Origin of the sequence: Acinetobacter sp. HA, assembly GCF_000264725.1 — a bacterium.
GTDB classification, from domain to species: domain Bacteria; phylum Pseudomonadota; class Gammaproteobacteria; order Pseudomonadales; family Moraxellaceae; genus Acinetobacter; species Acinetobacter schindleri.
This window is the reverse complement of sequence record NZ_AJXD01000004.1, coordinates 26,298-48,581: the sequence shown is the minus strand read 5'-3', so window position 1 is coordinate 48,581 and position 22,284 is coordinate 26,298. Positions and strand designations below refer to the sequence as shown.

General features: G+C 43.4%; 22 protein-coding genes, 2 tRNA genes and 3 pseudogenes. 13 read left to right on the top strand and 14 right to left on the bottom strand.

The annotated features are described in order from the left end of the window. From HADU_RS01220 to HADU_RS01200, 5 genes and pseudogenes are all read left to right on the top strand, one after another. Positions 1 to 332, top strand: a pseudogene (locus tag HADU_RS01220) (TetR/AcrR family transcriptional regulator); the annotation flags it as partial. 167 nt (positions 333 to 499) lie between these two features. Then, positions 500 to 1,064, top strand: a pseudogene (gene ahpC / locus HADU_RS01215) (alkyl hydroperoxide reductase subunit C). 325 nt (positions 1,065 to 1,389) lie between these two features. After that, positions 1,390 to 2,268: a pirin family protein gene (locus HADU_RS01210; RefSeq protein WP_008302514.1), complete on the top strand. Its 879-nt coding sequence runs from the start codon at positions 1,390 to 1,392 to the stop codon at positions 2,266 to 2,268. A gap of 414 nt (positions 2,269 to 2,682) precedes the next feature. After that, on the top strand, positions 2,683 to 3,990 hold the full coding sequence (locus tag HADU_RS01205) for an FAD-dependent oxidoreductase (RefSeq protein ID WP_008302512.1): 1,308 nt from the start codon (positions 2,683 to 2,685) through the stop codon (positions 3,988 to 3,990). Positions 3,991 to 3,992: 2 nt separating this feature from the next. Further along, positions 3,993 to 4,841: an SAM-dependent methyltransferase gene (locus HADU_RS01200; RefSeq protein ID WP_004813659.1), complete on the top strand. Its 849-nt coding sequence runs from the start codon at positions 3,993 to 3,995 to the stop codon at positions 4,839 to 4,841. Positions 4,842 to 4,925: 84 nt separating this feature from the next. On the opposite strand, the gene HADU_RS01195 is transcribed toward HADU_RS01200, so the two are convergent. The 4 genes from HADU_RS01195 to HADU_RS01180 all read right to left on the bottom strand — a co-directional run bounded on the left by HADU_RS01195 (position 4,926) and on the right by HADU_RS01180 (position 6,619). Next, a tRNA-Thr gene (locus HADU_RS01195) sits at positions 4,926 to 5,001 on the bottom strand. Between the two features lie 219 nt (positions 5,002 to 5,220). Further along, entirely contained in the window at positions 5,221 to 5,448 is a 228-nt protein-coding gene (locus tag HADU_RS01190) for a hypothetical protein (protein WP_004813658.1), read from the bottom strand. A 261-nt stretch (positions 5,449 to 5,709) separates the two neighbouring features. Further along, positions 5,710 to 6,060 carry a hypothetical protein gene (locus tag HADU_RS01185; RefSeq protein WP_004813657.1) on the bottom strand — a complete coding sequence of 117 codons (351 nt, stop codon included), beginning with the start codon at positions 6,058 to 6,060 and terminating at the stop codon, positions 5,710 to 5,712. 468 nt (positions 6,061 to 6,528) lie between these two features. Further along, positions 6,529 to 6,619 (bottom strand) — tRNA-Ser (locus HADU_RS01180). A gap of 120 nt (positions 6,620 to 6,739) precedes the next feature. Here HADU_RS01180 and HADU_RS01175 point away from each other — a divergent pair. Further along, positions 6,740 to 8,620 (top strand): potassium transporter Kup, encoded by a 1,881-nt coding sequence (locus tag HADU_RS01175; RefSeq protein WP_004813656.1) that lies wholly within the window; start codon positions 6,740 to 6,742, stop codon positions 8,618 to 8,620. Positions 8,621 to 8,686: 66 nt separating this feature from the next. Here the strand turns inward: HADU_RS01175 and HADU_RS01170 are convergent, their stop codons facing one another. Continuing rightward, positions 8,687 to 9,148 (bottom strand): hypothetical protein, encoded by a 462-nt coding sequence (locus HADU_RS01170; protein WP_004813654.1) that lies wholly within the window; start codon positions 9,146 to 9,148, stop codon positions 8,687 to 8,689. Positions 9,149 to 9,414: 266 nt separating this feature from the next. Here HADU_RS01170 and HADU_RS01165 point away from each other — a divergent pair, with 266 nt between their 5' ends. Continuing rightward, positions 9,415 to 10,533 (top strand): DNA/RNA non-specific endonuclease, encoded by a 1,119-nt coding sequence (locus tag HADU_RS01165; RefSeq protein ID WP_008302509.1) that lies wholly within the window; start codon positions 9,415 to 9,417, stop codon positions 10,531 to 10,533. 79 nt (positions 10,534 to 10,612) lie between these two features. Further along, the gene (locus tag HADU_RS01160; RefSeq protein WP_004813651.1) at positions 10,613 to 10,858 is read left to right on the top strand and encodes a hypothetical protein; all 246 of its coding nucleotides are present in this window, start codon (positions 10,613 to 10,615) and stop codon (positions 10,856 to 10,858) included. Between the two features lie 123 nt (positions 10,859 to 10,981). Here HADU_RS01160 and HADU_RS01155 read toward each other — a convergent pair whose 3' ends face one another. Continuing rightward, entirely contained in the window at positions 10,982 to 12,034 is a 1,053-nt protein-coding gene (locus tag HADU_RS01155) for an AraC family transcriptional regulator (RefSeq protein WP_005220654.1), read from the bottom strand. Between the two features lie 102 nt (positions 12,035 to 12,136). Here HADU_RS01155 and HADU_RS01150 point away from each other — a divergent pair, with 102 nt between their 5' ends. Beyond that, positions 12,137 to 12,727: a sterol desaturase family protein gene (locus HADU_RS01150; RefSeq protein ID WP_008302507.1), complete on the top strand. Its 591-nt coding sequence runs from the start codon at positions 12,137 to 12,139 to the stop codon at positions 12,725 to 12,727. Between the two features lie 358 nt (positions 12,728 to 13,085). On the opposite strand, the gene hisF is transcribed toward HADU_RS01150, so the two are convergent. Beyond that, the gene (gene hisF / locus HADU_RS01145) at positions 13,086 to 13,844 is read right to left on the bottom strand and encodes an imidazole glycerol phosphate synthase subunit HisF (RefSeq protein WP_004813648.1); all 759 of its coding nucleotides are present in this window, start codon (positions 13,842 to 13,844) and stop codon (positions 13,086 to 13,088) included. A gap of 112 nt (positions 13,845 to 13,956) precedes the next feature. On the opposite strand from hisF, the gene HADU_RS01140 reads away from it, so the two are divergent. From HADU_RS01140 to HADU_RS01125, 4 genes and pseudogenes are all read left to right on the top strand, one after another. Further along, positions 13,957 to 14,904: a homoserine kinase gene (locus tag HADU_RS01140; RefSeq protein ID WP_005220661.1), complete on the top strand. Its 948-nt coding sequence runs from the start codon at positions 13,957 to 13,959 to the stop codon at positions 14,902 to 14,904. Between the two features lie 17 nt (positions 14,905 to 14,921). Further along, a complete protein-coding gene (locus HADU_RS01135) occupies positions 14,922 to 15,548 on the top strand; it encodes a DUF1294 domain-containing protein (RefSeq protein ID WP_008302501.1) in 627 nt (208 codons plus the stop codon). A 25-nt stretch (positions 15,549 to 15,573) separates the two neighbouring features. Beyond that, on the top strand, positions 15,574 to 15,966 hold the full coding sequence (locus tag HADU_RS01130; RefSeq protein WP_008302500.1) for a DUF4870 family protein: 393 nt from the start codon (positions 15,574 to 15,576) through the stop codon (positions 15,964 to 15,966). Positions 15,967 to 16,081: 115 nt separating this feature from the next. After that, a pseudogene (locus HADU_RS01125) lies at positions 16,082 to 16,408 on the top strand (FAD-dependent oxidoreductase); the annotation flags it as partial. Positions 16,409 to 16,487: 79 nt separating this feature from the next. Here the strand turns inward: HADU_RS01125 and HADU_RS01120 are convergent. The 7 genes from HADU_RS01120 to hisB all read right to left on the bottom strand — a co-directional run bounded on the left by HADU_RS01120 (position 16,488) and on the right by hisB (position 22,260). Beyond that, positions 16,488 to 17,414, bottom strand: coding sequence for a DMT family transporter (locus tag HADU_RS01120; protein WP_008302497.1), 927 nt, complete (start codon positions 17,412 to 17,414; stop codon positions 16,488 to 16,490). Positions 17,415 to 17,486: 72 nt separating this feature from the next. Beyond that, a complete protein-coding gene (gene hisA, locus HADU_RS01115; RefSeq protein WP_008302496.1) occupies positions 17,487 to 18,209 on the bottom strand; it encodes a 1-(5-phosphoribosyl)-5-[(5-phosphoribosylamino)methylideneamino]imidazole-4-carboxamide isomerase in 723 nt (240 codons plus the stop codon). Between the two features lie 196 nt (positions 18,210 to 18,405). After that, positions 18,406 to 19,176: a hypothetical protein gene (locus HADU_RS01110; protein ID WP_008302495.1), complete on the bottom strand. Its 771-nt coding sequence runs from the start codon at positions 19,174 to 19,176 to the stop codon at positions 18,406 to 18,408. A 453-nt stretch (positions 19,177 to 19,629) separates the two neighbouring features. Then, a complete protein-coding gene (locus HADU_RS01105) occupies positions 19,630 to 20,256 on the bottom strand; it encodes a 3'-5' exonuclease (protein ID WP_008302494.1) in 627 nt (208 codons plus the stop codon). Between the two features lie 149 nt (positions 20,257 to 20,405). After that, entirely contained in the window at positions 20,406 to 20,915 is a 510-nt protein-coding gene (locus HADU_RS01100; protein WP_008302493.1) for a DUF805 domain-containing protein, read from the bottom strand. Between the two features lie 134 nt (positions 20,916 to 21,049). Next, on the bottom strand, positions 21,050 to 21,667 hold the full coding sequence (gene hisH, locus HADU_RS01095; protein WP_008302492.1) for an imidazole glycerol phosphate synthase subunit HisH: 618 nt from the start codon (positions 21,665 to 21,667) through the stop codon (positions 21,050 to 21,052). Then, the gene (gene hisB, locus HADU_RS01090) at positions 21,667 to 22,260 is read right to left on the bottom strand and encodes an imidazoleglycerol-phosphate dehydratase HisB (protein WP_004813636.1); all 594 of its coding nucleotides are present in this window, start codon (positions 22,258 to 22,260) and stop codon (positions 21,667 to 21,669) included. The genes hisH and hisB overlap by 1 nt, the downstream gene beginning before the upstream one ends. Positions 22,261 to 22,284: the final 24 nt, after the last annotated feature.

Genomic DNA, 22,284 nt, shown 5'->3' with positions numbered 1-22,284 from the left:
TCCGAAGTTATATTGATTGGGTCATCAGTTATCCAGACTTTGCCCGTTTTCTCTATGCGGCCCATCATGTGGTACATACCTCAGAACTGCGTCAGGATCTGGAACAGCGTACCAGCCAGCGCAATCAGGATTTAAAGAAATGGCTGGCCCAGCAGTCAGATGCCGCTTGTCTGCAAGCTGTACCACCTGCTTTACTGACCTCTTTAGTAATTGGCGCGACAGAAAGCTATTGCCGTGCCTGGCTGGCAGGTCGAGTCAAGGATTCTCCGCAAAAACATGCATCTGCTTTGGCGCAGTCAGTTTGGGATTCTTTACAGCATTTCTCTCGGTAGAGGTCAGGAGTTAAATTGGAATAAAAGATAATAAGTAAAAAATTAATAGAATTTATAAATCTAAAAAACCGATAGTTTTTATAAAAAGTTACGGTTTTATCTATTATTAGTTTTTGCGTATTCTTAGTTCATCGAATGAATTCCCGCGAACTGATAGGAAAAATCACATGAGTTTAATCAATACTGAAGTTAAGCCATTTAATGCAACTGCTTACCACAATGGTCAATTTATTGAAGTATCTGAGCAAGACATGAAAGGCAAATGGTCTGTTGTATTCTTCTATCCTGCTGACTTCACTTTTGTTTGTCCAACAGAATTAGGCGATCTTGCCGATCAATATGCCGAATTCCAGAAACTGGGTGTAGAAATCTATGGTGTATCTACGGATACGCACTTTACCCATAAAGCTTGGCATGACACGTCTGACGTGATTGGTAAAATCCAGTATCCAATGATTGGCGATCCAACCTGGACTCTGGCGAAAAACTTTGAAGTGCTGATCGAAGCTGAAGGTTTGGCTGACCGCGGTACTTTCGTGATCGATCCGGATGGTAAAATCCAGATCATTGAAATCAACGCAGGTGGTATCGGTCGTGACGCGCAGGAACTGCTTCGTAAAGTTAAAGCAGCTCAGTACGTACATGCTCACCCAGGTGAAGTATGTCCTGCAAAAATGGAAAGAAGGCGAAGCAACCCTAGCTCCTTCAATTGACCTGGTAGGTAAAATCTAATTCAATAAATCTTTATCAAATCTAAAAAATCCAGCCTTCAGCGCTGGATTTTTTTTATGGTCATTTGAAAATGAAAGGACAATTAAATCATATAGTCTTGATGACTTTCGGCTGCGGCAAGCAAGCTTTCAACCAGATGCTCAATCAGTTTTTCCATCACCAGACGCTGGCTTTTACATAAGGTATAAACCAGTTGTAGGGTACCAGTACTGACACCAGTATTGTCTTATATTCGGGATACTGCATTTCATTGGCCTAGTATCGATAGTTATCCGCAACGCATACAATGACTGCATGTTCATCCTATTCAGATAGGAGTAAAAAGATGAAAAAAGTCATAGGTGTTTACCGTAATCAGCACATGCATTGGGTCGGTGATGGATTTCCGGTCAAAAATCTGTTTTCTTATGACCGTCTTGGTCAGGTCATCAGTCCGTTTTTGTTGCTGGATTATGCAGCGCCGTATCATTTTGATCCGACTACGGTGCAGCACGGTGTCGGTTCACATCCACACCGTGGTTTTGAAACCGTGACGATCGCCTATCAGGGTGGAGTAACACATAAGGATTCTGGCGGTGGTGGCGGTACGATTCAGGCAGGTGATGTACAGTGGATGACTGCAGGTGCAGGCGTAGTGCATGAAGAATTCCATTCTCCAGACTTTGCCCGGAATGGTGGTCTGTTTGAAATGGTCCAGCTGTGGGTGAATTTACCTGCCAAAGACAAAATGACTACACCGCGTTATCAGGCACTGACTGCAACTGATATTCCCCGGATTGAAATGGATGAAGGTGAGGGACATATCCGGGTCATCGCTGGTGAATTTGATGGGCATCATGGTCCGGCGCATACCTTTAGTCCGGTCAATGTCTGGGATGGTGAACTCAAAGCAGATTATGAAACGATGCTGCAGATACCTGCCGGTCATAATGCTTTGCTGGTGCTATTGAGTGGAGAGCTGGTAGTGAATGCTGGCCCGAAAGTTCTGGACAGTTCTATTGTGATATTTGCTCAGGATAGCGATCCTATAATCCAGATTCAGGCTTATCAAGACAGCAAATTCGTAGTCTTGACTGGTGAACCCTTGAAGGAACCCATTCAAGGTTATGGTCCTTTTGTGATGAATACCAAGGAAGAAATTGTCCAAGCCTTCCAGGATTTTAATCAGGGTAAATTTGGAGAAATTCCGGTAGCTACTGAATAAAAATGTCAGTCCAGAAAGAAAGAAGCCTCTGCAGTGCAGAGGCTCTTAAATAGTTATGCGCTGTAAGTTCTTCTGATTATAAGATTTTTTAAATAACTTCAACACTGTGGAGGGCGATGGAGTTATCATTTTATTATGCAGAAAATTATAGCGCTTCTTGTATCTTTTGTAAAACGAAAGTTAAAAAATTGGTTAATTTAAATGTATTGTTTTTAAAGGATAATTTTTTTAAAAATACAAAAAATATCAATAAAAGCATAAATTTAAACAGTGTTAACTTTTTATATTAAAAATGTAAAAAATTATGAATTTTCAAGCGCTTTAGTCCATCTGAAAAAAACGCAATCTGGAAGATTTTAATAGCCTAATTACGGCAGGCTTGGTACATAATTTCTAAAAGTTTCTCAATGACGGATGATCAGTTTGGATATCGCAGTAATTGGTAGTGGCATGGCCGGACTGGCTACAGCCAGAATTCTTCAGGATGCAGGACATCACATCACTATTTTTGAAGCGCTGCAAGGGCGCGGCATGGACAGTCACAGCCTCGAGTTTGAAGGTGGGCTGGTAGATGCTCCTTTGCGTGTGATGAATCCGTACTTGTGGAAAAATACGCTAAGTCTTGCGACTCATCTGGGGATCAAGACCTATCCGGTACGCACTTATATGGCATGCAGCTGGTTATTTGAGGACCGGACTGAAACCTGGCTGACGACTTCGCGTAGCCGGATTGGTAACTTTCCGATTATCAATAACCGTAAAGGTCTTCAGCAGTATGGCTGGCGTCTGGTTAAAGGTTTATTACAACTAAAAACAGCGTTGAACAAATTCTTTAAATCTAAAAATCAGGATATCAGCCTGGCAGAATTTATTAATCGCAATGATATTGAAGAAGTATTCTGGCATGGTGCGGTGATGCCGGTACTGTATACCATCTGTACCTGTAACCCAAAAACCATTGGTGAATGGCCAGCCAAGCCCTTATTGATTTTCCTACGTCAGCTGACAGATGGCGATGCATTATTGCGTATGCAGGGTGGTACACCAGCCTTGGTGGATAAACTGATTGAAGGCATCGACATTGTCAGTGGTGCAGCAACCACGCTGGTACAACAGCAGGGTGATCAGGTCCGTGTAGAAAATGCGGCGGGTTATTCCAAGTTATTTGACCGTGTCATCGTTGCTACACCCACCAACAAGATCGAGGAATTTCTTGATAAAGACCAGTTTGCAACAGATATAGAATTATTGAAAAAATTCCAGTTTGAGCAGGGGCAATTGGTAATCCATACCGATACCAGCGTGATGCCGCCGAAACGTAAAGACTGGGCAGTACTAAGCTATATGATGGACCGCAAGTTTACCCGTCAGCAGTTTACGGTATGGCTCAATGCGGTTGAACCGACATTGGTAGGTAAATCTCCGGTATTCCAGACCTGGCGCCCGGTGACTGATATCGATCCGAAGAAAGTTATTTCTTCTGTGACACTGACCCGCGCAGTGGTTGATGCGCATACTGTAGCCTTGAACAAGGAATTACAGCAACGTCATCTGGATCAGGGCCGTAAGGTATTCTATTGTGGTTCATGGTCATGTGATGGCTTGCCAATTCTGGAATCTGCAGTTACTTCAGCGATGAAGATTGCAGAAATCTTTGGTGCACCATTGCCATTCGAGGGATTAAAACCGAATATTGAGGTTGCACCACAACTCGGTTATTAAGCATGAAACTGTTCCAGGCCTTTCGGCAGCGTCTACCCGAGCATAAATATGCTATCAATGCAGCATTGCTTGGAGATACTTCGCTATTGCCCTGGAGCAATCTTGGTTACTGGCAGATAGGGCAGCAAGACTATGTTGCTGCTTGTCAGGCTTTGGCTGATCATCTGGCTGCAACTATTCATTTAAATTCAAAAGATAAATTACTGGATCTTGGCTGCGGCCAGGGTGCCAGTTTGCTGCATTGGCAGCAGCACTATCAGGTGCAATACCTAGCAGGCGTAGAGCTACAGAAAACTTGTGTTACCAAGATTCAGCAGCATTTACCTGAACTGAATGCAATTTATCATGCTTCTTTTCTTCGACTAAAAGATATCCATTTCCCACATAAATTTGACGCTGTGCTGTGTCTGGATGCGGCTTATCACAATAGCGTACCAAGCTTGCTGGAACAGATAGTCCCAGTTTTGAATTCAAAAGCGCGAATCGGTTTTCATCATCTAGTTTTGTCTGAGCGCTGGAAAACTTTAAATTCATTTCAAAAGCGTAAATACCAGCTTTTGCTGAAATCAGCAGATGTCAATTTAAGTGATTTGATGCCGCTCGGTACGCTATATGAATGTCTGGATCAGTTTGAATTCACAGATGTTCAGGTTGAAGATCTGTCAGAATCAGTATTTGCCGGTTTTGCCAGGTATGTACAGCAGGATTTAAATTCAAAAAAAATGGTTCAGTCTGTGAAGACGTCCAGACTAGATGAATTTAAAATTCAGATGACCGCAAAAATATGCCGAAAGCTTTTTGAAGAAGGTGTGGTGCGGTATGTGCAGATCAGCGCGAAAGCAAAGCACTAGAACAGTGCCTGAAAAGATCAAGCCCGAAGAAAATGCAGACTCCAGAAACATCAAAGCCTCACTAAAAAAGCGAGGCTAAGAAAATGGTGCCGGCACACGGATTCGAACTGTGGACCTACTGATTACAAGTCAGTTGCTCTACCAACTGAGCTATGCCGGCGTTGTGGTGTGCATTCTACAGATTTTTTGGGGTGATGCAAGCCAAAAAATAACCGTTTAAATGCTTTGGTGAAATTTTAAGTTTGATTGAATTCTGCATGATACGAAAAGCTGCAAAACTTGAAATACATCAGCTGGCTTCATGAAAATCGCCCACATGCGAAAGTGTGGGCGAGGGTGGAAAATTTAAACTGGTTTCAGAGATGAATAAAAACTAGGTTTATCGGCTTTTTAGGATACGGTCCAGATCCTGAGCACATTCCTCCAAGGTAAAGGCCATATCAAACTGCATTTGAGGTTTGAGTTCTTGAGCGAGGCTTCTCCACTGTTCGATGAGTCTGAGGGCTTTTTGAATCTTGTGTTTGTTGACGTCTTTGGCAATGGTCGGAGTGTAACCGCCACGTTTAGCATTTTTGATCTGTTTGGCATAGTTTGCGCTGTTATTCATGTTCGCTCCCGAATAGCAGTGTGTCTATCTTTTAGCTTTTAGTTTGAATCAAGATCAATGGCGTGGTTGGTTAGATCTACTGGTTTTTGTTCTCCTTTTATGTGCCCGCTAAGAGCAACATAACATAGCGATGATGACAATAAAATTAAGCTATTTTTATGCCAAGTTAGAATTCAGTAACTGAATTTTTTGTATAACTTTCATGAAGTATATATAGGGAAAAGAGGGCAATTCATTTGTTCATTAATCAAAAGGCAAGCATTAGCAAACGACATTGTCCTTCTTCTTATAAAAATCCAGTGCCAGCTTCAGATCCTGTGCTAACTGTTCTTTTGTGTTTTCTGGCGCAATTTTTATAAAGGCAGGTACATATTCTTTGAAATACACCTCAGGATAATCTTCGCATATGATTTTCTTGCGAAGTTCCATAGGCGTAGCCGGGTTATCTAACTGGTCCAGAAAACCACTGATTTTCTGATCCGCCTGTTCAAACTGAATGACATCTACAGAGTTTTTATCTGTCGACATTGCGGCTTCTGCCTGCTCAGGCTGCTTTTGGCAACCAGCAATAACAAACATAACGAGCAGGGTGGTAAAGGTTAGTTTTTTCATCGTCTTTTCTAGTTGTTATCCGGGGCTGAATAATAAGAGTATAAGAGAATTCACCACTGTATAAGAACTGATTTTTTTAAATAAAAAAATACCTCCATCATAAGGAAGGAGGTATTAAATTGGAAAAGAAACTACAGCAAGCTTCTGATTACACATTTTATATTAGATCACTTTTCAAACAATTGGCAGAATATTACAAGCTTGATAGTGATTCATAAAATTAAAATTACCGTAACTTCTAAAAATGGAATCTAGCCGAAGTACTTAATGAATTTTCCTTTATTAAGCCATAAAAATTAAAGAATCTGATTAAATATTTTTCTTTTATAGAAGCTAAAAAATGAAGGCGTTAAGGAATAGCCAATAGTGAAATTGCAGCATGATATTTAATTATAGACAACAAAAAAGGCTTAAACCCTTTAGATTTAAGCCTTTATTTACTGCTAAAGATTGCAGTTCCGTAAAATATGGCGGTGAGAGAGGGATTCGAACCCTCGATACGCTATAAACGTATACACACTTTCCAGGCGTGCTCCTTCAGCCACTCGGACACCTCACCATGGCGGTGGATGATATAGAAAAAAAACCAGTCTGCCAAGCTTGAAACAATTGATTTGCAGAAAAAGTTTAGAGGCAGTGCTATGATTCGCAAAAATGCTTTCTAAAACGAAGACAATATATGCAAAGTACTGCACAAAAAGCAGCTTTACCAGTCATTACGCTGGCTGCGCTTGGGGTCGTTTTTGGTGATATTGGTACCAGTCCTCTTTATGCACTGCGCCAATGTTTCCTGACCTCGCATCTTGCCATCAGCGAAGCCTCGGTACTGGGCATTCTCTCCCTGATCTTCTGGTGCATCATGCTGACGGTGAGTTTTAAATACGTCACTATCATCATGCGTGCTGACAACAATGGTGAGGGCGGCATCATGTCACTGCTGGCCCTCAACCTGCGAACCACACTAATCTCGGATAAGAAAAAGATTTACCTGATTGCTTTAGGCTTTATTGGTGCTTCATTGTTCTTTGGTGACGGGATTATCACACCTGCGATTTCTGTACTCTCTGCCATTGAAGGATTGAGTATTGCTACGCCGGTGTTTAATAAATGGCTGGAGCCTTTATCCATCGGCATCATTGCCGGCCTGTTTTTGGTACAACGTCATGGCACCGGGACCATGGGTAAATTTTTTGGTCCACTGACTTTACTGTGGTTCCTGTCGATTGGTGGCTTTGGTCTATGGAGTATCATCCAGACACCGATGGTCCTGCATATGATCAACCCTTATTGGGCTTATCATTTTGTGGTGGATCAACCCTATGTGGCTTTCCTGACCATGGGCGCAGTGATTCTGACCATGACCGGAGGTGAAGCGATTTATGCAGATATGGGACATTTTGGTCGCCTGCCAATTCGTCTGGCCTGGTTCATTATTGTCTTGCCATGTCTGTTACTCAATTATGCAGGGCAGGGTGCGCTTCTGCTACGTAGTCCAGAAGCTTTGGCTAATCCATTCTATATGCTGCTGCCGGAATGGAGCCTGTATCCAATGATTGGTCTGGCAACGGCTGCTGCGGTCATTGCCTCACAAGCCGTGATTACCGGGGTATTCTCGATGGTCAATCAGGCAATTCAGCTACGTTATTTACCACGTTTGAGCGTGAAACACACTTCAGCTGAAGAACGTGGCCAGATTTATCTGCCATTTATTAACTGGATGCTGTTTATTTCGGTCGTGATTCTGATTTTGTTATTTGAGAACAGTGCGAGACTTGCCAGCGCCTATGGGGTGGCAGTAACCATGACCATGCTCTGTGGCACGATCTTGATCTCCATTTTAGCTTATGGTTTCTGGCGCTGGCCAATCTGGAAAGTAGTATTATTCGCGGCTCCTTTTCTGGCGCTCGATCTGATTTTTGTCGCATCCACTTCACTGAAAATCTATTCCGGTGGCTGGGTGCCAATCATGCTGGGTGCCGTACTGTTTACGATACTCATGACCTGGAAAGATGGCCGCGAACTGTTACTCAAACGTATGCAGCAAAATACCTTGCCAATTGAGCTATTTATCAAGAGTGTTTCTACCGGTGGCGGGACTCAGTTTGTGCCGGGTGATGCCATTTTCCTGACCGGAACTCCGGATGTCGTACCACATGCCATGCTGCATAACATCAAGCATAACAAGGTACTGCATCAACGTAATATCATGGTTACGGTGATTACCCGGGATATTCCCTTTGTGGGAGAGGAAGATCGGGTAGAAGTTGAAAAGCTGAATGAGCATTTTTACCGGATTTATGCCTATTTTGGTTTCAAGGATCAGCCTGATATTCCACGGGCGGTCAAGCAAGCCTACACGGAATGGGGCTTTGATTATGATCTGATGCAGATCAGTTTCTTTATCTCTCGTGACCGGGTAATTCATGCAATCGGAGAAGGCATGTCACCATGGCGTGAAAAACTGTTTATTTCAATGCAACGTAATACCAGTCCGGTGAGTGATTTCTATCAGATTCCAACTAACCGGGTGGTGGAACTTGGTAGCCAGATCGAAATCTAGCAACAATATTTAAAATGAAAAAAACCAGAGTTTAGCTCTGGTTTTTTAATATCTGTTTCAGACTTGTTATGGAGTAGTTACACCTGGAGCAGTAGAGCCTGCTGGTGTCATTGGGGAATCTTGCTGCATCTCAGGCAGAGTACGAGGATCGTTGGGTTGCTGCATGCCTGGAGTTGCACCTTGTCGCATCATGGCAGGATCTTGAGAATGGCGCATCATACCCGGAGCCTGAGACATGCCCGGCTGACCAGATTGCATGCCAGACGACGGATTACTTTGCATAGCAGGTGCCTGACTCGGCTGCACTAAACGAATCTGACCAGAATTGACCAGATTTTCCAGAGAAGCATTCTGACCGTTTACAGTGGTGCTAATTCGTGCCTTGGACAGGCTTTCTAATGTTTCGCCCGGCTGTACCCGTGGTTCAGCCAATGCACTGAGGCTCATTACACTGGTAAATACACCTAGAGCCAGTAATTTTGAATAATGAGTTTTGCAAGTATGGGAGTTTTTCTTCAGCGATAACATCACAATGCTCCTTCGTATATTTCTTCGAGGAATTAGAGTTTCTTACAATTGCATAATTAAAGAGTGGGCAGCAAGGAAAGCTACATAAATGGGTTGAAATCTAGTTCAAGTATTCGTAAAAAACCGACAGGCTGTTACATACTTAATGGATGTTTATTTACATATTGCTTATTTGTTAATCGATTGGAAAAGTCACGATATACACGGCTTAAAGGGCTTGTTAAGCTCGGCAACACCGCTGTAGATGTTCTAAAGTAGCTGTAATCATGGCCAAGAAGCAACGTACCAAAAAAAATCCTGTCTTTCAGTTCCTTAACGAAAATACTGTAAAAATTATTCTGGGTGTAGTGGCATCGGGTAGTTTTGCGATTGCCTTTGGTCAAGAAAAAATCAGCCAGTGGGTATCGCTGTCTTCACCATCAAATTCTGCCTGTCTGGATCAGTTTTACCGGGATGTGCCACCTTACTTAATGAAGGATAGCTTAAAAAAGAACAGCTATGCACTGTGCTTTAACGGCTTTAATGTCATGTATTCTGGTGTCTCCAAAACACCATTATGGGTGGCAGAAATATTGACGCCATCTCGCCTGAGTCAAAAGATTCCGCGTGAAGACAGCTTCCATGAGGAAGAACGTGTCAGTTCGGCGCATCGTGCAACTCTGGCAGATTACCGTGGTACTGGCTATGACCGTGGCCATATGGCGCCAAATGCTGATATGCCAACCAAGCAGGCACAGTTTGACAGTTTCTCCTTAGCCAACATGGTACCGCAAGCCCCGAAGAACAATCAGCAGGCGTGGCGTGAACTGGAAGAAGCCACCCGTGCGGTGGTGACTAAACAGAAACAGGATGTCTATGTGGTTACGGGACCGGTTTATAGCGCGAAAAAGCTGGAGACGATTGGCAAAGGCGTAATCGTACCGAATGCGACCTATAAAGCGGTATATATGCCGAAAACTGGTGCAGCCGGGGTGTATTATGTGGATAACAACCTGAAAAATCCGGCACCAAAAGTCCAGATCATCAGCGTCTGTGCCTTGGAGGAACTGGTTAATATCAACATCTTCCCGCAACTGACTGAAGAACAGAAACGTAATACCTATAAGCTGCCTTTGAAAGCCAGCGAGGTGAAGGCCAATAAGCCTATCACCTATGCAAACTGGGATGCAGAAAGCCAGTGCGCCGAAGATGTATCCAAGAGTGACCTGGAAGCATTACAAGAGGAATTCAAACGTTCTGGTGGAGGTCGTACGTCTGTGAGCGGGAATACTTCAACATCTGAGGGCTCCACTAGTGACGCAGCAGACAATAATGATCCGCAAGGTGCATTGATCAAGCAATTGCTGGAAGCAGTGCTACAGTTCATTTTACAGCTTTTGAAATAATTCTGTTGTGCCAGACAGGATTCAGGTAGCATAAATCGGTCCGGTACAATTAAAAAACAACAAGGAAGCGACAGAAAAAATGTTTAAACCTTATGAAAACGGCACCGAATCACATGCGATTCATGACCTGACCATTGAAAATGATGTGGACTGTGTCAGCCTTTATGGAAACTTGCAGTTAACCAAGGATCAGGCCGGACTGAAAGCAGCCAAGGCCTTGCAGGCGCTACTCAATGATGTGGTACAGCAACTGGAAAATACCCCGGATCTGCCTGACAAGATCCAGCGTGATGACGCTCAGGAAATTGATAATCCATTTTTATAATGGGTCATTTTTTAAAATTTCATGACTCTTCCATGTGAAACAGAAAAAGCTCAGGATTACTATGAGCTTTTTTTATTCAGGTTTAAAAGTTTATTTCTCTTGAATTATCTTTATTATTTTTACTCAAAAATCTAAATTTGATATTGGGTAATCTAAAAATTTCTCCTGTGTTTTGTTTTTCAGATAGTCTGAGCGCCACTGTTGCGGCGTCTGACGGGTCCACTGCTTAAAGGCACGCTGGAAGGCACTTTGTTCTGAATAACCCAATAACAGGGAAATCTCGTGCAGGCTTAGATTTTCATCGGTCAAATATTGCTGGGCTAGCATAAAACGGATTTCCTGCATTCGCTGCTGATAGGTCTTGCCCTGTTTTTGCAAATGACGCTGTAACTGCCGAACCGACCAGTGTAACTGACGGGCAATATGCTCAATCTGAAACATGTTTTTTTGCAGTCCGGTCAGGATCGCCTGCTGAATCCGATGATCTATCTGTGAAGTATTCGGCAGTTTTTCCAATAAGGCTTCTGCCTGTTGTTTTAACAGCTTCTGTAGCGTCTGGTCACCTTGACGTAATGGTTTTGCCAGTTCAGAAACATGCATAAAAATCACACTCTTTGGCTGATCAAAACGAACCTTGCAACGGAAGTACTGTTCATACAGATTGAGATACTTGTTGGTCGGCTGGCGGAAATGGACTTCATGTAAGTGAATATCATCGGTAGCCATCAGCGAACGTACAAATTTCAGCATCAATGCCATGGCGACTTCATCAGTCAATTGAGTCGCCAGATTTAGAGGCACATCGACCCAGGCAATTGACAGGTAGTCATTTTCGACACGGACTTCTAAAGGACTGCCGTCATAGACCAGACGATGATAGTCATGATAGCGCATCATGGCTTCGCCCAAGGTTTCACAGGACAGGGCCAGATAGGCAATAATGCCCAGATGTCGGGGTTGTACGAAATTAGCAATTTCCAGGCCTAAGGCAGGAGTCTGCAACTTTTGCTGTAATTGCATGAGCAACTCACGCCAGATGACAAATTCAAAGCGTTCAACGTCCTGTATAGCGAGTAGTTTTTCTGGAATGGGGAGTTGTTTGGATAGATAGAACTCCAGCAACAAATGTCCCAGACCTCCATAAACCGTGCCTGCATCGTCCTGTATGCTGTGCATTTTTTAATTCTTTTTTGTCGTGTTTTGTCAATCATATTGAATTTTGTGGTCAATATCTAGCCTTTTAGCTCACCTATAGTAAATAAAAAGGAGGGACAGACGATGCTAAAAGGTTTTCTGGCAGGACTGGTAATTGCCAATGGTTTTGAATGGTTTGCGCATAAATATATTCTGCATGGTATACCTCGCAAAGGGCAGGCTCGCTACAGTCCAGTACCGCAGAGCATGCGTTCACACTGGGAGCATCATCGGGAAGTGCGTAAGACGGCATTCTCTGATCATGGCTATGTAGAAGGCTGGCAGAACTGGCGTACCCGTAATGAAATTGGATCTCTGGTTGTTGTTGCCAGTGTATTTGGTCTGACCTTTTATCCGGTTTCAAAAGGAATGTCGCTCGCAGTGCTTTATAGTGCCTGCAATTATTATTATGTGCATCGTCGGGCACATCTGGAACCAGAATGGGCCAAGCGAAAAATTCCCTGGCATTATGACCATCATATGAATAGTAATCAGGATGCCAACTGGTGTGTGACCCGGCCATGGTTCGACTACGTCATGGGGACACGGGTGATTTCATCGCCTGAATTACAGGAACAAAATCCACTCGGCATCTATCTACCCAAACCGGTTTCTCAAGCCCTGAGCAGCAGTATTCAGCAGATCTTTCCAGCCAAATGGGTTGAGAAAAAATAGAGCTTTAAACCCTTAAAAGAAACTTAGAAGTTTTAGACAAGGAAATAAAATGCATTTGCACGCTATTTTTGTCGTGATTTGTCAATAAATCCTGCTTAAATTGTCAATATTCGGGGTGTTTTTTGACCTATATTTACACCTGTCAGCGATATAGCCTAACGCTGACAGGCTGTTATGAATACTTGAGTTATGGTTAGATTTTACTGGTTATGTTGACACCAAGCGCTGTAGTCTATTCTTGGTTTTATAGGGAGTCGCAAGACTCCTTTTTTTTGTCCCTAATTCATGTGCTTAAATTTTCAAGTAATAAAAAAGGCATGATTAACATGCCTTTTTCAGATCTTGTCTCTAAAAATTTTTAAAGACGCATTTCAATGCCTTGCGCTGCCAGATAGGCTTTTGCTTCTGGAATGGTATGCTGGCCGAAGTGGAAGATTGAGGCTGCAAGTACAGCATCTGCGCCCCCTTTTAAAATCCCGTCCGCCAGATGTTGCAGGTTGCCGACACCACCAGAAGCAATTGTTGGAATGTTAACGCGGTCATTAATGGTACGCATGAGTGCCAGGTCATAGCCCGCTTTGGTACCATCAGCATCCATTGAGGTCACTAACAGTTCACCGGCGCCGTAGTCCGCCATTTTCACGGCCCATTCAATCGCATCAATACCCGTTTCCTTGCGGCCACCGTGAGTAAAGATTTCCCATTTATTCTCGCCGGTTTTCTTGGCATCAATAGCCACTACGATACATTGTGCACCAAAACGCTGAGAAGCCTCCTGGACGAATTCAGGATTATAAATAGCTGCTGAGTTAATGCTGACTTTATCCGCGCCAGCATTTAACAGTAAACGGATATCTTCAACTTTACGGACACCACCACCTACAGTTAACGGTACGAATACAGATTCGGCCATACGCTCTACAGTACGATAAGTCGTGTCACGTCCATGATGTGTAGCGGTAATATCAAGGAAAGTAATTTCATCGGCACCTTGTTCATTATAGCGACGCGCCACTTCGACCGGGTCGCCCGCATCACGAATATCAAGGAACTGAACACCCTTGACCACACGACCATTATCAACGTCGAGGCAAGGAATAATACGTTTAGCTAGCATAAATTTTTCCAATTATTACAGCCGATTATGAAACTCACCCACGCAAGCGCTACACCTTGGCAGATGGAAACGGTATTCTAGCAAAAATATGTAAGTTTTTCGCAGGTTTTCTATGTCGGTTTATACCACTTTGACTTTAAAGGAAGTTCAGGATTTTGCAGCGCCTTATGGTCTCAAGCCGATTGATCTGATTCCCATTCAAGGAGGTATCCAGAACACCAACTACTTTCTGGTCTGTGAAGACCAGCAATATGTATTGACTGTGTTCGAGGACATGGATGAACAGGCTGCTGGTGAACTGGTTCCCGTACTTGAGCATCTGGGACAGGTAGGGGTGGCTGTGCCTGTCCCATTATCGCATTCAGGCAAGACCATTCATAGCATTAAAGGAAAGCCAGCCCAGATCGCGCCACGGATGCTGGGCGAACATCCTATGTCAGCGACTAAGGCTCAGGCCGAAGCCATTGCCATTGCGCAGGCAAAAATGCATGTAGCGCTAAAAGATTTTAAACTGGAACGCGAATTCGTGCGTGATCATGCCTACTGGTATGCCGTGGCGCAGGAAATCAAGCCAACCCTGAATGCTGCTGATAAAGTCCTGTTAGGTAAGTTGCTCGGCCTGTATGAAGCATTGACAGCCGTTTATACTGATCGCCCACGTGGCTTTATTCACTCAGATCTGTTCCGTGACAATACCCTGTTTGAGGGGGATCAGCTCAATGGCATTCTGGATTTTTATGAATTGAATAAAGATGAGCTGCTGTTTGATATTGCTATTACCTTAAATGACTTCTGCACAGATTATCCTGCAGTGACCTTGAATGAAGAACGTGCAGTTGCTTTTTTAAAGGCTTATGAAAGTATCCGTCCTTTGACTGAGGATGAAAAAGCCTGTCTGCAGCTTTACCTGGCGATGGCAGCCGGTCGTTTCTGGATGATGCGTTTACAAGTGGCACAGAAAAATGCGGCTCAAGGCCGTACCGGAAACGATATCCTGCAAAAGAATCCGGAAGAAATGCGTAATATGTTGATCGAACGACTTAAGTTTGTCACCGCTTAACCAACAGGAACAACAATATGCGTGATCAAGGGCGTTTGGTGGAATGGTTTGATGAAAAAGGCTATGGTTTTATTCAGCCAAATGATGCCGGCAAGGAACGTGTGTTTCTGCACATTAAGGACTTTGCGCGCCTTGGTCCGCGCCCGATTGTGGGTTGTGCCTTAGATTATGCCGTGATTGTGGATAATCAGGGCCGTTATCGTGCTCAGCAGGTGACTTATCTCAAAGCTGCCCAAATCAAGGCGTTGACGGCTAAACAGAAAACTAGCATAAATAATAAAAAAGAAAATTTGCAGCCGATGCAAATCCTCTGTGTGGGATATATTCTGGCGCTTGTGGTATTCAGTTTCAGTGGCCTGTTAAGTGGGATGATAGTGTTGTTGATCAGCCTCATGAATGTGCTGAGTTACTGGCTTTATGTGCAAGACAAGGAAGCAGCCCAACTCGGTAATCGCCGTATTCCTGAAAATGCGCTACATCTGGTGGCTTTTCTTGGAGGTTGGCCGGCAGCTTGGCTGGCCCAACAAAAACTGAGACATAAAACACAAAAACAACCATTCCGTCAGATTTATTTTTGTACCATAGCCTTTAACATCATTTTGATTCTATGGCTTATTTCCCCTTTAAACGGCTTAAATATTTAAGGGAAATTGATAAAAAGGAGAGGGTATGAACTATTCGATTGACAAGGACCCTAACCGCACACTGACTCTTATTCTATATATTCTTTATATTGTGGCGATCTTTACCGGTGGCCTGCTTGCTGTCATTGCGCTGGTAATTAACTATGTGAAACGCAGTTCGGTTCGCGGCACAATTTTCGAGAGCCATTTTACCTGGCAGATCCGCACCTTCTGGTGGTATCTGATCTGGAATATTGTCGCCTTTATTCCATTTTTGTTCCTGTTCTTTACCGGTGAAGATCCGGATCTGTTCGCAGGTGTAGCATTCGGTGCAACCACTTTCTGCCTGATTGTGATTGGCTTGGCCTGGATCTGGATTGTGTATCGTGCAATTCGCGGGATTATGCGTTTGAATGATAATCTGCCGATGTATCGATAAATCAAATATTGAGATGGAAAGAGCAGCATATCGCTGCTCTTTTTTTATAGCTCTATGATTTTTGGCAGCAGAATATCCGAATCAGGTAGGCACTATTCAGCATGTCTTCCCGTAGTTAAAACAGGTCGAACTTGATTTTGTCTGGAGTGGTACAACTGATCTGACCATGAATGGCGCAGCCGACAGCCGCAAGTTTGGTGATAAATTTCCAATCTATGCAGTACAAGGTTGGAGTGGTCATGGCGTGGCACGAACTGTGCGTATTGGCAAAGCGATTGCAGATGACTTCTGTGGCAAAGCCGATGACTTTAATATGTTAACCAGTATCCAGCATCAAGATATTCTATTTGGTCGAGCACTTGCACCAGTGGTGATTCCAATGGCGAAAATGGCTTATGGTTTAGATGCTTTGGTCAATCCGGGCAAAATGGTATCTTTTTAAAATTCAATATAGATATAAAAAATCCCCCTTTTTAAAGGGGGATTTAGGGAGATTCATAAAGGGTTAGGGGAGGGAAAAATTAAGAAAGATTTTCCTTCAACTCTTCCCTTTTTTCTGTTCTTAAAAACTTCGGTTTCCATTCACTGGCAATTACACCCAGTACCACCATTAATCCGCCCAATAAAGCCAGAGCAGGTAAACGTTCTCCAGCGAGTCGGCCAAACAGACTGGCCCAGATCGGCTCACCTGCATAGATAATGGCAGCCTGAGAAGGATCAACCATTTCTTGTGCCCAGTTCATGACCAGTTGAATCACTGCGCTGGCTATACCGAGGCCAACTAAAATGATGGCAAGGTGAGGATGGAACTCCGGTAGCTGAGGTTCGCCGAGTATTGCTGCCATAATAAAGCAGAACAGTGATGCGAAAATCAGCTGTAACACGGTCACGTGGCGCGTATTTACCTTCGGTGCAAAGTAACTGATAAAGATGATTTCAAGTGCAATTGCAATCGAACCCAAAATCGTCAGTAGCTGTCCAAAACTCAGTTGAATCGCACCAAAGCCATTTCCTGTTAAGAAGACCAGACCTAAAAAGGCGAGGGCTGCCCCAATCCATGTCATGACATGTGGTTTTTTACGAAACAGCAACCATAGCAAAATAGGCACAAGAGGCACATATAGTGCGGTTAAAAAAGCCGATTCACTACTGCTAATCGTTTGTAGTCCAACTGTTTGCGTGCCATAGCCCAGTGCAATGAGCAATCCGATGACCGCACCAGCAAAAACTTCGAAAGCGGTCATGCCTTTGAGATATTTCCAGGAAATGAGTGTCACGGCAATAGCAGCAGCCATAAAGCGCAAGGCCACAAACAGCACGGGACTGGCAAAGGTCAGTCCGTATTTCACCACCACAAAGGTTGTACCCCAAATGATGGTAATTAAAATCAGAGAAAGCTGAGGGAGCTTCGCTTTCCGTATTGAGGATTCAGAGGATAAGGTAGACATGGGAGATCAGTATTCAGGTAAAAACAAAAAGAGGCCCGAAGACCTCTTTTACAGCAACATCAATCTTTCAGATTAAGCGTCTAAAACTGCTTGTGCTTCACGAAGATTTAAAGTGCCTTCATAGATCGCACGACCAGTAATTGCGCCAAGAATGCCTGGTTGGCCTTTTAAGCCGTGAACATCATCGATATTAGTGACACCACCAGACGCAATCACTGGAAGACCTGAGTAAGTTGCCAGGTTCACAGTTTGCTCAATGTTTACACCCTGCATCATGCCGTCACGTGCGATGTCGGTATAGACAATACTGGACACGCCTGCATCGGCGAAACGTTTAGCCAGATCAGTCGCTTTCACGTCAGTCACATTGGCCCAACCATCCGTTGCGACCATGCCATTCATGGCATCAATCCCAACAATGATATGACCAGCGAACCGTTTACATGCTTCTTCAACAAACTCAGGCTCTTTCACTGCTTTTGTACCAATGATCACATAAGATACGCCTGCATCTAGGTAATGCTCAATGGTTTCCAGTGAACGGATACCACCACCGATTTGAATCGGTAAGTTTGGTTGTGCTTTAGCAATCGCTTCTACGACTGGCTTATGAATCGGGGTACCTGCAAAAGCACCGTTCAGATCAACCAGATGGAGACGACGCGCACCTACATTTACCCAATGCTGCGCAGTAGCCACTGGATCATCAGAAAATACAGTATCGTCTTCCATACGACCTTGTTTTAAACGGACACATTTGCCATCTTTCAGGTCAATTGCAGGGATGATCAGCATGCTTTCGCTCCTGGCCTAATCGTCGATTGAATTTGAATGGCTGCCATCTTAACAAATAAACGGCGGATTTCTAAATCTAAATACTGAATCTCGCATATGAAAAAAACCTGTCATGGACAGGTTGGAGTGAGTGAGTACAGCTCATTGTTATTTTTATATCTGATCAGGCTGATCATTCAGCATGGATGAAATTCAATTAAACATATGCGAGTTGAAGTTCCAGATCCAGTGGACCTACTTTACCAAGCTGAGTACCCAGGTCATAAAGACCGTCATTGACTGCACCTGCTGTGGCGCCTACAGTTGTGACGATACTGCCGATAACTGGCAGATCTGCTGCCGTATCAGTAATCGGGGCAAGGTCATCCAGCAGTGCATCGACAGTGCCTGAGACATCTTGCAGGACACCGCCCACACTCGCTACCGGATTACTGAATACATCATTCACCAGATCTAGTGGTTGGATGCCAGCAACATAATCACCCGTTTCTGAAATCAGTCCACTCAGGTTAGAAGTAGTCTGCCCGACTGATACAACCACATCACCGATGACTGGCAAAGAAAGCAGTGGGGCAGTCAGCGGCGCCGTAGTATCTAAAACGCTATCCAAGATATCAGAGACGCCATCTAAAGTTTGACCGACCAGGTCTGTAGTTCCATTTAGCAGTATGTCTATACCACCAGATAAATCTCCCTGTAATAGCTGGTCTGATACTGCATGCACGCCTTGACTCACATCTGCTAACAGTCCTGTACTGGTATCCAGGACAGTTTTTAGCGTATCGCCAACTACAGGTAATTGTGTCAGTGCGTCCGTCAAAGGTGCCGTCAGGGTACTGACTGTTTCAACCACTTCATCAACTAAGGTAATAACCGCCTTAGTCAGGAAGCCTACGGCTTTGCTAATACCTTGCACTGCCAGTGTGAATACCCCATTGAACTTACCGCCGCCCAATAAACTTGCCATGATTTTTACCCTCTAGAAATTTGAACCACTTAACGATAAAGAATTGTTATGCACATCATGTTTTAGCAAAAATCTGCCAAATTTATAGAGCCTAGAACCATAATTTTGATCATAAGTCAGGAAAATTTTATGTAAAATTCATGTTTATCAAAGGATTGATATTAATTTTATATTTTGTGAAAAAATGTAATTAAAAACAATGAATTATATTGGTTGTTTTGGTGCTTCTAAAAGATGAGTGGTGTTATTTTTGTGCATTTTTATTGTTTAGCTTAATGTTCGATTAAAAGAATAGTAAAAAAGTTGAGTAATTTACTCAGGTTTTTAGAAAAAGTGATTATTCATTTGCTAAATTTTGGTGCGTCATATGGTTTACATAATCTTACAATCTATCGGCGCTTAATTTCTCAAGTAACAGTGTTAAGGAACATCCAGAAGCAATGATTATTTTCTTTAGGAAAGTTTCAATTCACGGCTTAGGAGTTTCTGTTGCCAAAGTTCTTCTAGAATTAAAATACAGGCATAAGCATCCGCAGCCGCGTATTCAATTTGAGCCTGGCTGAGTTTCCGTGCTGCCCAGTTAGAGGTACTGATCTTTTTGGACTTTGGGAAATTGACCTGGAACAGGAGTGCCATCGCATTTCTGACCCCAACAGCCTGTTTGAACCCAAAACTGCCAAAGCATTTGGAGAGTTCCAGTACCCCATTCAGTTCAACGCCTTTTTTACGAAACAGATGCTTGTCATTTTTTAAGCCAAAGCCAGCTTTCATCTGATGGGGATTGGCAAATATCGGCTGTAAAAAATGCCATAGTTCCGTATTCATTTGAAATAAATACGCCCTTTCTCGGGTAGCTAACTGAATCAAATGCGGTCCTGTAGACTGTTCACCGGCTTTAAATATGGGCTCGGATTCTGAATCAAAGCCAAAGACTTGTACCTGTTCAAGTTCTTCACATATTACTTCTGCCTGTTGAAGATTCTGAATCACAATAATTTTTTCAAAGGAGATATTTTGAAATCTTGGAAGTGTGGCGATCTCTTCTTTGGTGGGTAAAATTGGAGAATGAAGGGCATCCATGACGAGTCTGTGTGGGTCCGTGTATGAAGATGCAGCTTAAGACTTTTTAAATTCAGTCTAAAGCGCTTTTAAGGAATTTTTTTAAATCAAGATGAAAAGCCAGACTTATTTTTAGATCTGGCTTTTGAATTGAGTTGACTGGATTAAACTTATTGCTGTTGCAAATTTGCCTGTTTTGCACGATTGACATAGTCCTGATAAGACGGAACCGCCATGGCCGCTGCAATCCCCAAAACAATCAGCAGAATATAAAGAATCGCCAGTACATTTTCCCAGCCACGTGTGGTACGGGGGTGGCCAAACTGGTTGCTGTCACGGTTACCCGGAGCAAACAGGGCATATAAGGCAAATAAAATATTGGCGATAGGTACCAGCATCAGCAAAGACAGCCAGCCGCTATGGTTTCGGTCATGCAGGCGACGAATTAAAAAGATGATACTGAAATAAATTGCTGCAATATAAATTAATCCCATGACTACCAGTGATAGCATAGGCAAGGAGCCATCTGGACTCAGAAATGGATTTGCGCCTGGTAGAATAACAGCAGCTAAAATACCGACAAGCATCAAACAAAAGCCCATCAGCATATTCCAGGCCAGATATGAACGACGCCCAAAACGTCCCCCTGCATTTAAAGCAGAATCATTTAAATTATTCATAGTTATTTCCTTGTTTTTATCATTAAGATTTTTATAAGTAAATGAATGATATAGTAATTTATTAAAAAGTAAAAGATTAAATATTGAGCAATAAAAAAACCCGCTTCAAGCGGGTTTTTTAAGCATGGATAGGATTAGATATTCCATTCCACGAAGTTTTTCAGCAGTTGTAAACCTGCGGTATGGCTTTTTTCCGGGTGGAACTGGGTCGCAAACAGATTTTCTTTATGCAGTGCCGTACAGAATTCTAAACCATAGTCACATGTCGCAGCCACGATGCTTGGATCTTTTGGCTCTACATAGAAGCTGTGTACGAAATAGAAACGAGCATCCTGTTCAATGTCTTTCCACATTGGATGACCTGGATCAGCCTGATGCACCTGGTTCCAGCCCATATGCGGTACTTTTAAACCTTCCACATCCGGGAAGCGTTTCACTTCGCCTTCAAAAATACCCAGTGCATCTACACCGCCATTTTCTTCAGAACGTTGCATCAGCGCCTGCATACCGACACAAATTGCCAGTACCGGTTTATTGAACACCGCATGACGTACCACATCATCAATACGCGCTTGATGCATACCGTGCATACAGTCACGCATTGCGCCTACACCCGGGAAAACAATCTTATCTGCCTGAGCAATCAGCTTCGGATCATTGGTCACATCTACTGTAGCACCGACATGTTCTAATGCTTTGGCAGCGGAGTGAAGATTTCCCATGCCATAGTCAAGAAGGGCAATACGGGTCATTACAGGGTACCTTTGGTTGAAGCAACAGTATTGGCAGCACGTGGATCAACTTCACATGCCATACGCAATGCACGGGCAAACGCCTTAAATACGCTTTCAATCTGATGGTGACTGTTTTTACCTTTTAGGTTGTCAATATGTAAAGTCATCAGCGAGTGATTTACAAAGCCCTGGAAGAATTCAGAGAACAGGTCTACATCAAAACGGCCAATCATGGCACGGGTAAATGGAATATCCATAAACAGACCCGGACGGCCAGACAGATCAACCACGACACGGCTCAAAGACTCATCCAGCGGGGCATAGAAGTGACCATAACGGCGTAAACCTTTCTTGTCACCCAATGCTTGTGCAAAGGCTTGACCCAGGGTAATACCACAGTCTTCTACAGTATGGTGATCGTCAATTTCCAGATCGCCGTCACAATGAATATCAATATCAAACAGACCATGTCGCTTGATTTGATCAATCATATGATCTAAAAATGGAATACCAGTATTTAAAGTGCCTTGACCAGACCCATCGAGATTCAAGCGAACTCGAATTTTGGTTTCGTTGGTATTTCTTACCACTTCACTGATACGATCTGTCATAGACACGTTCCTCAAATACGTCAA

Bases quoted from the DNA above. Each gene is read 5' to 3' on its own strand.
- HADU_RS01210 (WP_008302514.1), top strand. From the start codon at position 1,390: ATGAAAAAAGTCATAGGTGTTTACCGTAATCAGCACATGCATTGGGTC.
- HADU_RS01205 (WP_008302512.1), top strand. From the start codon at position 2,683: ATGATCAGTTTGGATATCGCAGTAATTGGTAGTGGCATGGCCGGACTG.
- HADU_RS01200 (WP_004813659.1), top strand. From the start codon at position 3,993: ATGAAACTGTTCCAGGCCTTTCGGCAGCGTCTACCCGAGCATAAATAT.
- HADU_RS01190 (WP_004813658.1), bottom strand. From the start codon at position 5,448: ATGAATAACAGCGCAAACTATGCCAAACAGATCAAAAATGCTAAACGT.
- HADU_RS01185 (WP_004813657.1), bottom strand. From the start codon at position 6,060: ATGAAAAAACTAACCTTTACCACCCTGCTCGTTATGTTTGTTATTGCT.
- HADU_RS01175 (WP_004813656.1), top strand. From the start codon at position 6,740: ATGCAAAGTACTGCACAAAAAGCAGCTTTACCAGTCATTACGCTGGCT.
- HADU_RS01170 (WP_004813654.1), bottom strand. From the start codon at position 9,148: ATGTTATCGCTGAAGAAAAACTCCCATACTTGCAAAACTCATTATTCA.
- HADU_RS01165 (WP_008302509.1), top strand. From the start codon at position 9,415: ATGGCCAAGAAGCAACGTACCAAAAAAAATCCTGTCTTTCAGTTCCTT.
- HADU_RS01160 (WP_004813651.1), top strand. From the start codon at position 10,613: ATGTTTAAACCTTATGAAAACGGCACCGAATCACATGCGATTCATGAC.
- HADU_RS01155 (WP_005220654.1), bottom strand. From the start codon at position 12,034: ATGCACAGCATACAGGACGATGCAGGCACGGTTTATGGAGGTCTGGGA.
- HADU_RS01150 (WP_008302507.1), top strand. From the start codon at position 12,137: ATGCTAAAAGGTTTTCTGGCAGGACTGGTAATTGCCAATGGTTTTGAA.
- hisF (WP_004813648.1), bottom strand. From the start codon at position 13,844: ATGCTAGCTAAACGTATTATTCCTTGCCTCGACGTTGATAATGGTCGT.
- HADU_RS01140 (WP_005220661.1), top strand. From the start codon at position 13,957: ATGTCGGTTTATACCACTTTGACTTTAAAGGAAGTTCAGGATTTTGCA.
- HADU_RS01135 (WP_008302501.1), top strand. From the start codon at position 14,922: ATGCGTGATCAAGGGCGTTTGGTGGAATGGTTTGATGAAAAAGGCTAT.
- HADU_RS01130 (WP_008302500.1), top strand. From the start codon at position 15,574: ATGAACTATTCGATTGACAAGGACCCTAACCGCACACTGACTCTTATT.
- HADU_RS01120 (WP_008302497.1), bottom strand. From the start codon at position 17,414: ATGTCTACCTTATCCTCTGAATCCTCAATACGGAAAGCGAAGCTCCCT.
- hisA (WP_008302496.1), bottom strand. From the start codon at position 18,209: ATGCTGATCATCCCTGCAATTGACCTGAAAGATGGCAAATGTGTCCGT.
- HADU_RS01110 (WP_008302495.1), bottom strand. From the start codon at position 19,176: ATGGCAAGTTTATTGGGCGGCGGTAAGTTCAATGGGGTATTCACACTG.
- HADU_RS01105 (WP_008302494.1), bottom strand. From the start codon at position 20,256: ATGGATGCCCTTCATTCTCCAATTTTACCCACCAAAGAAGAGATCGCC.
- HADU_RS01100 (WP_008302493.1), bottom strand. From the start codon at position 20,915: ATGAATAATTTAAATGATTCTGCTTTAAATGCAGGGGGACGTTTTGGG.
- hisH (WP_008302492.1), bottom strand. From the start codon at position 21,667: ATGACCCGTATTGCCCTTCTTGACTATGGCATGGGAAATCTTCACTCC.
- hisB (WP_004813636.1), bottom strand. From the start codon at position 22,260: ATGACAGATCGTATCAGTGAAGTGGTAAGAAATACCAACGAAACCAAA.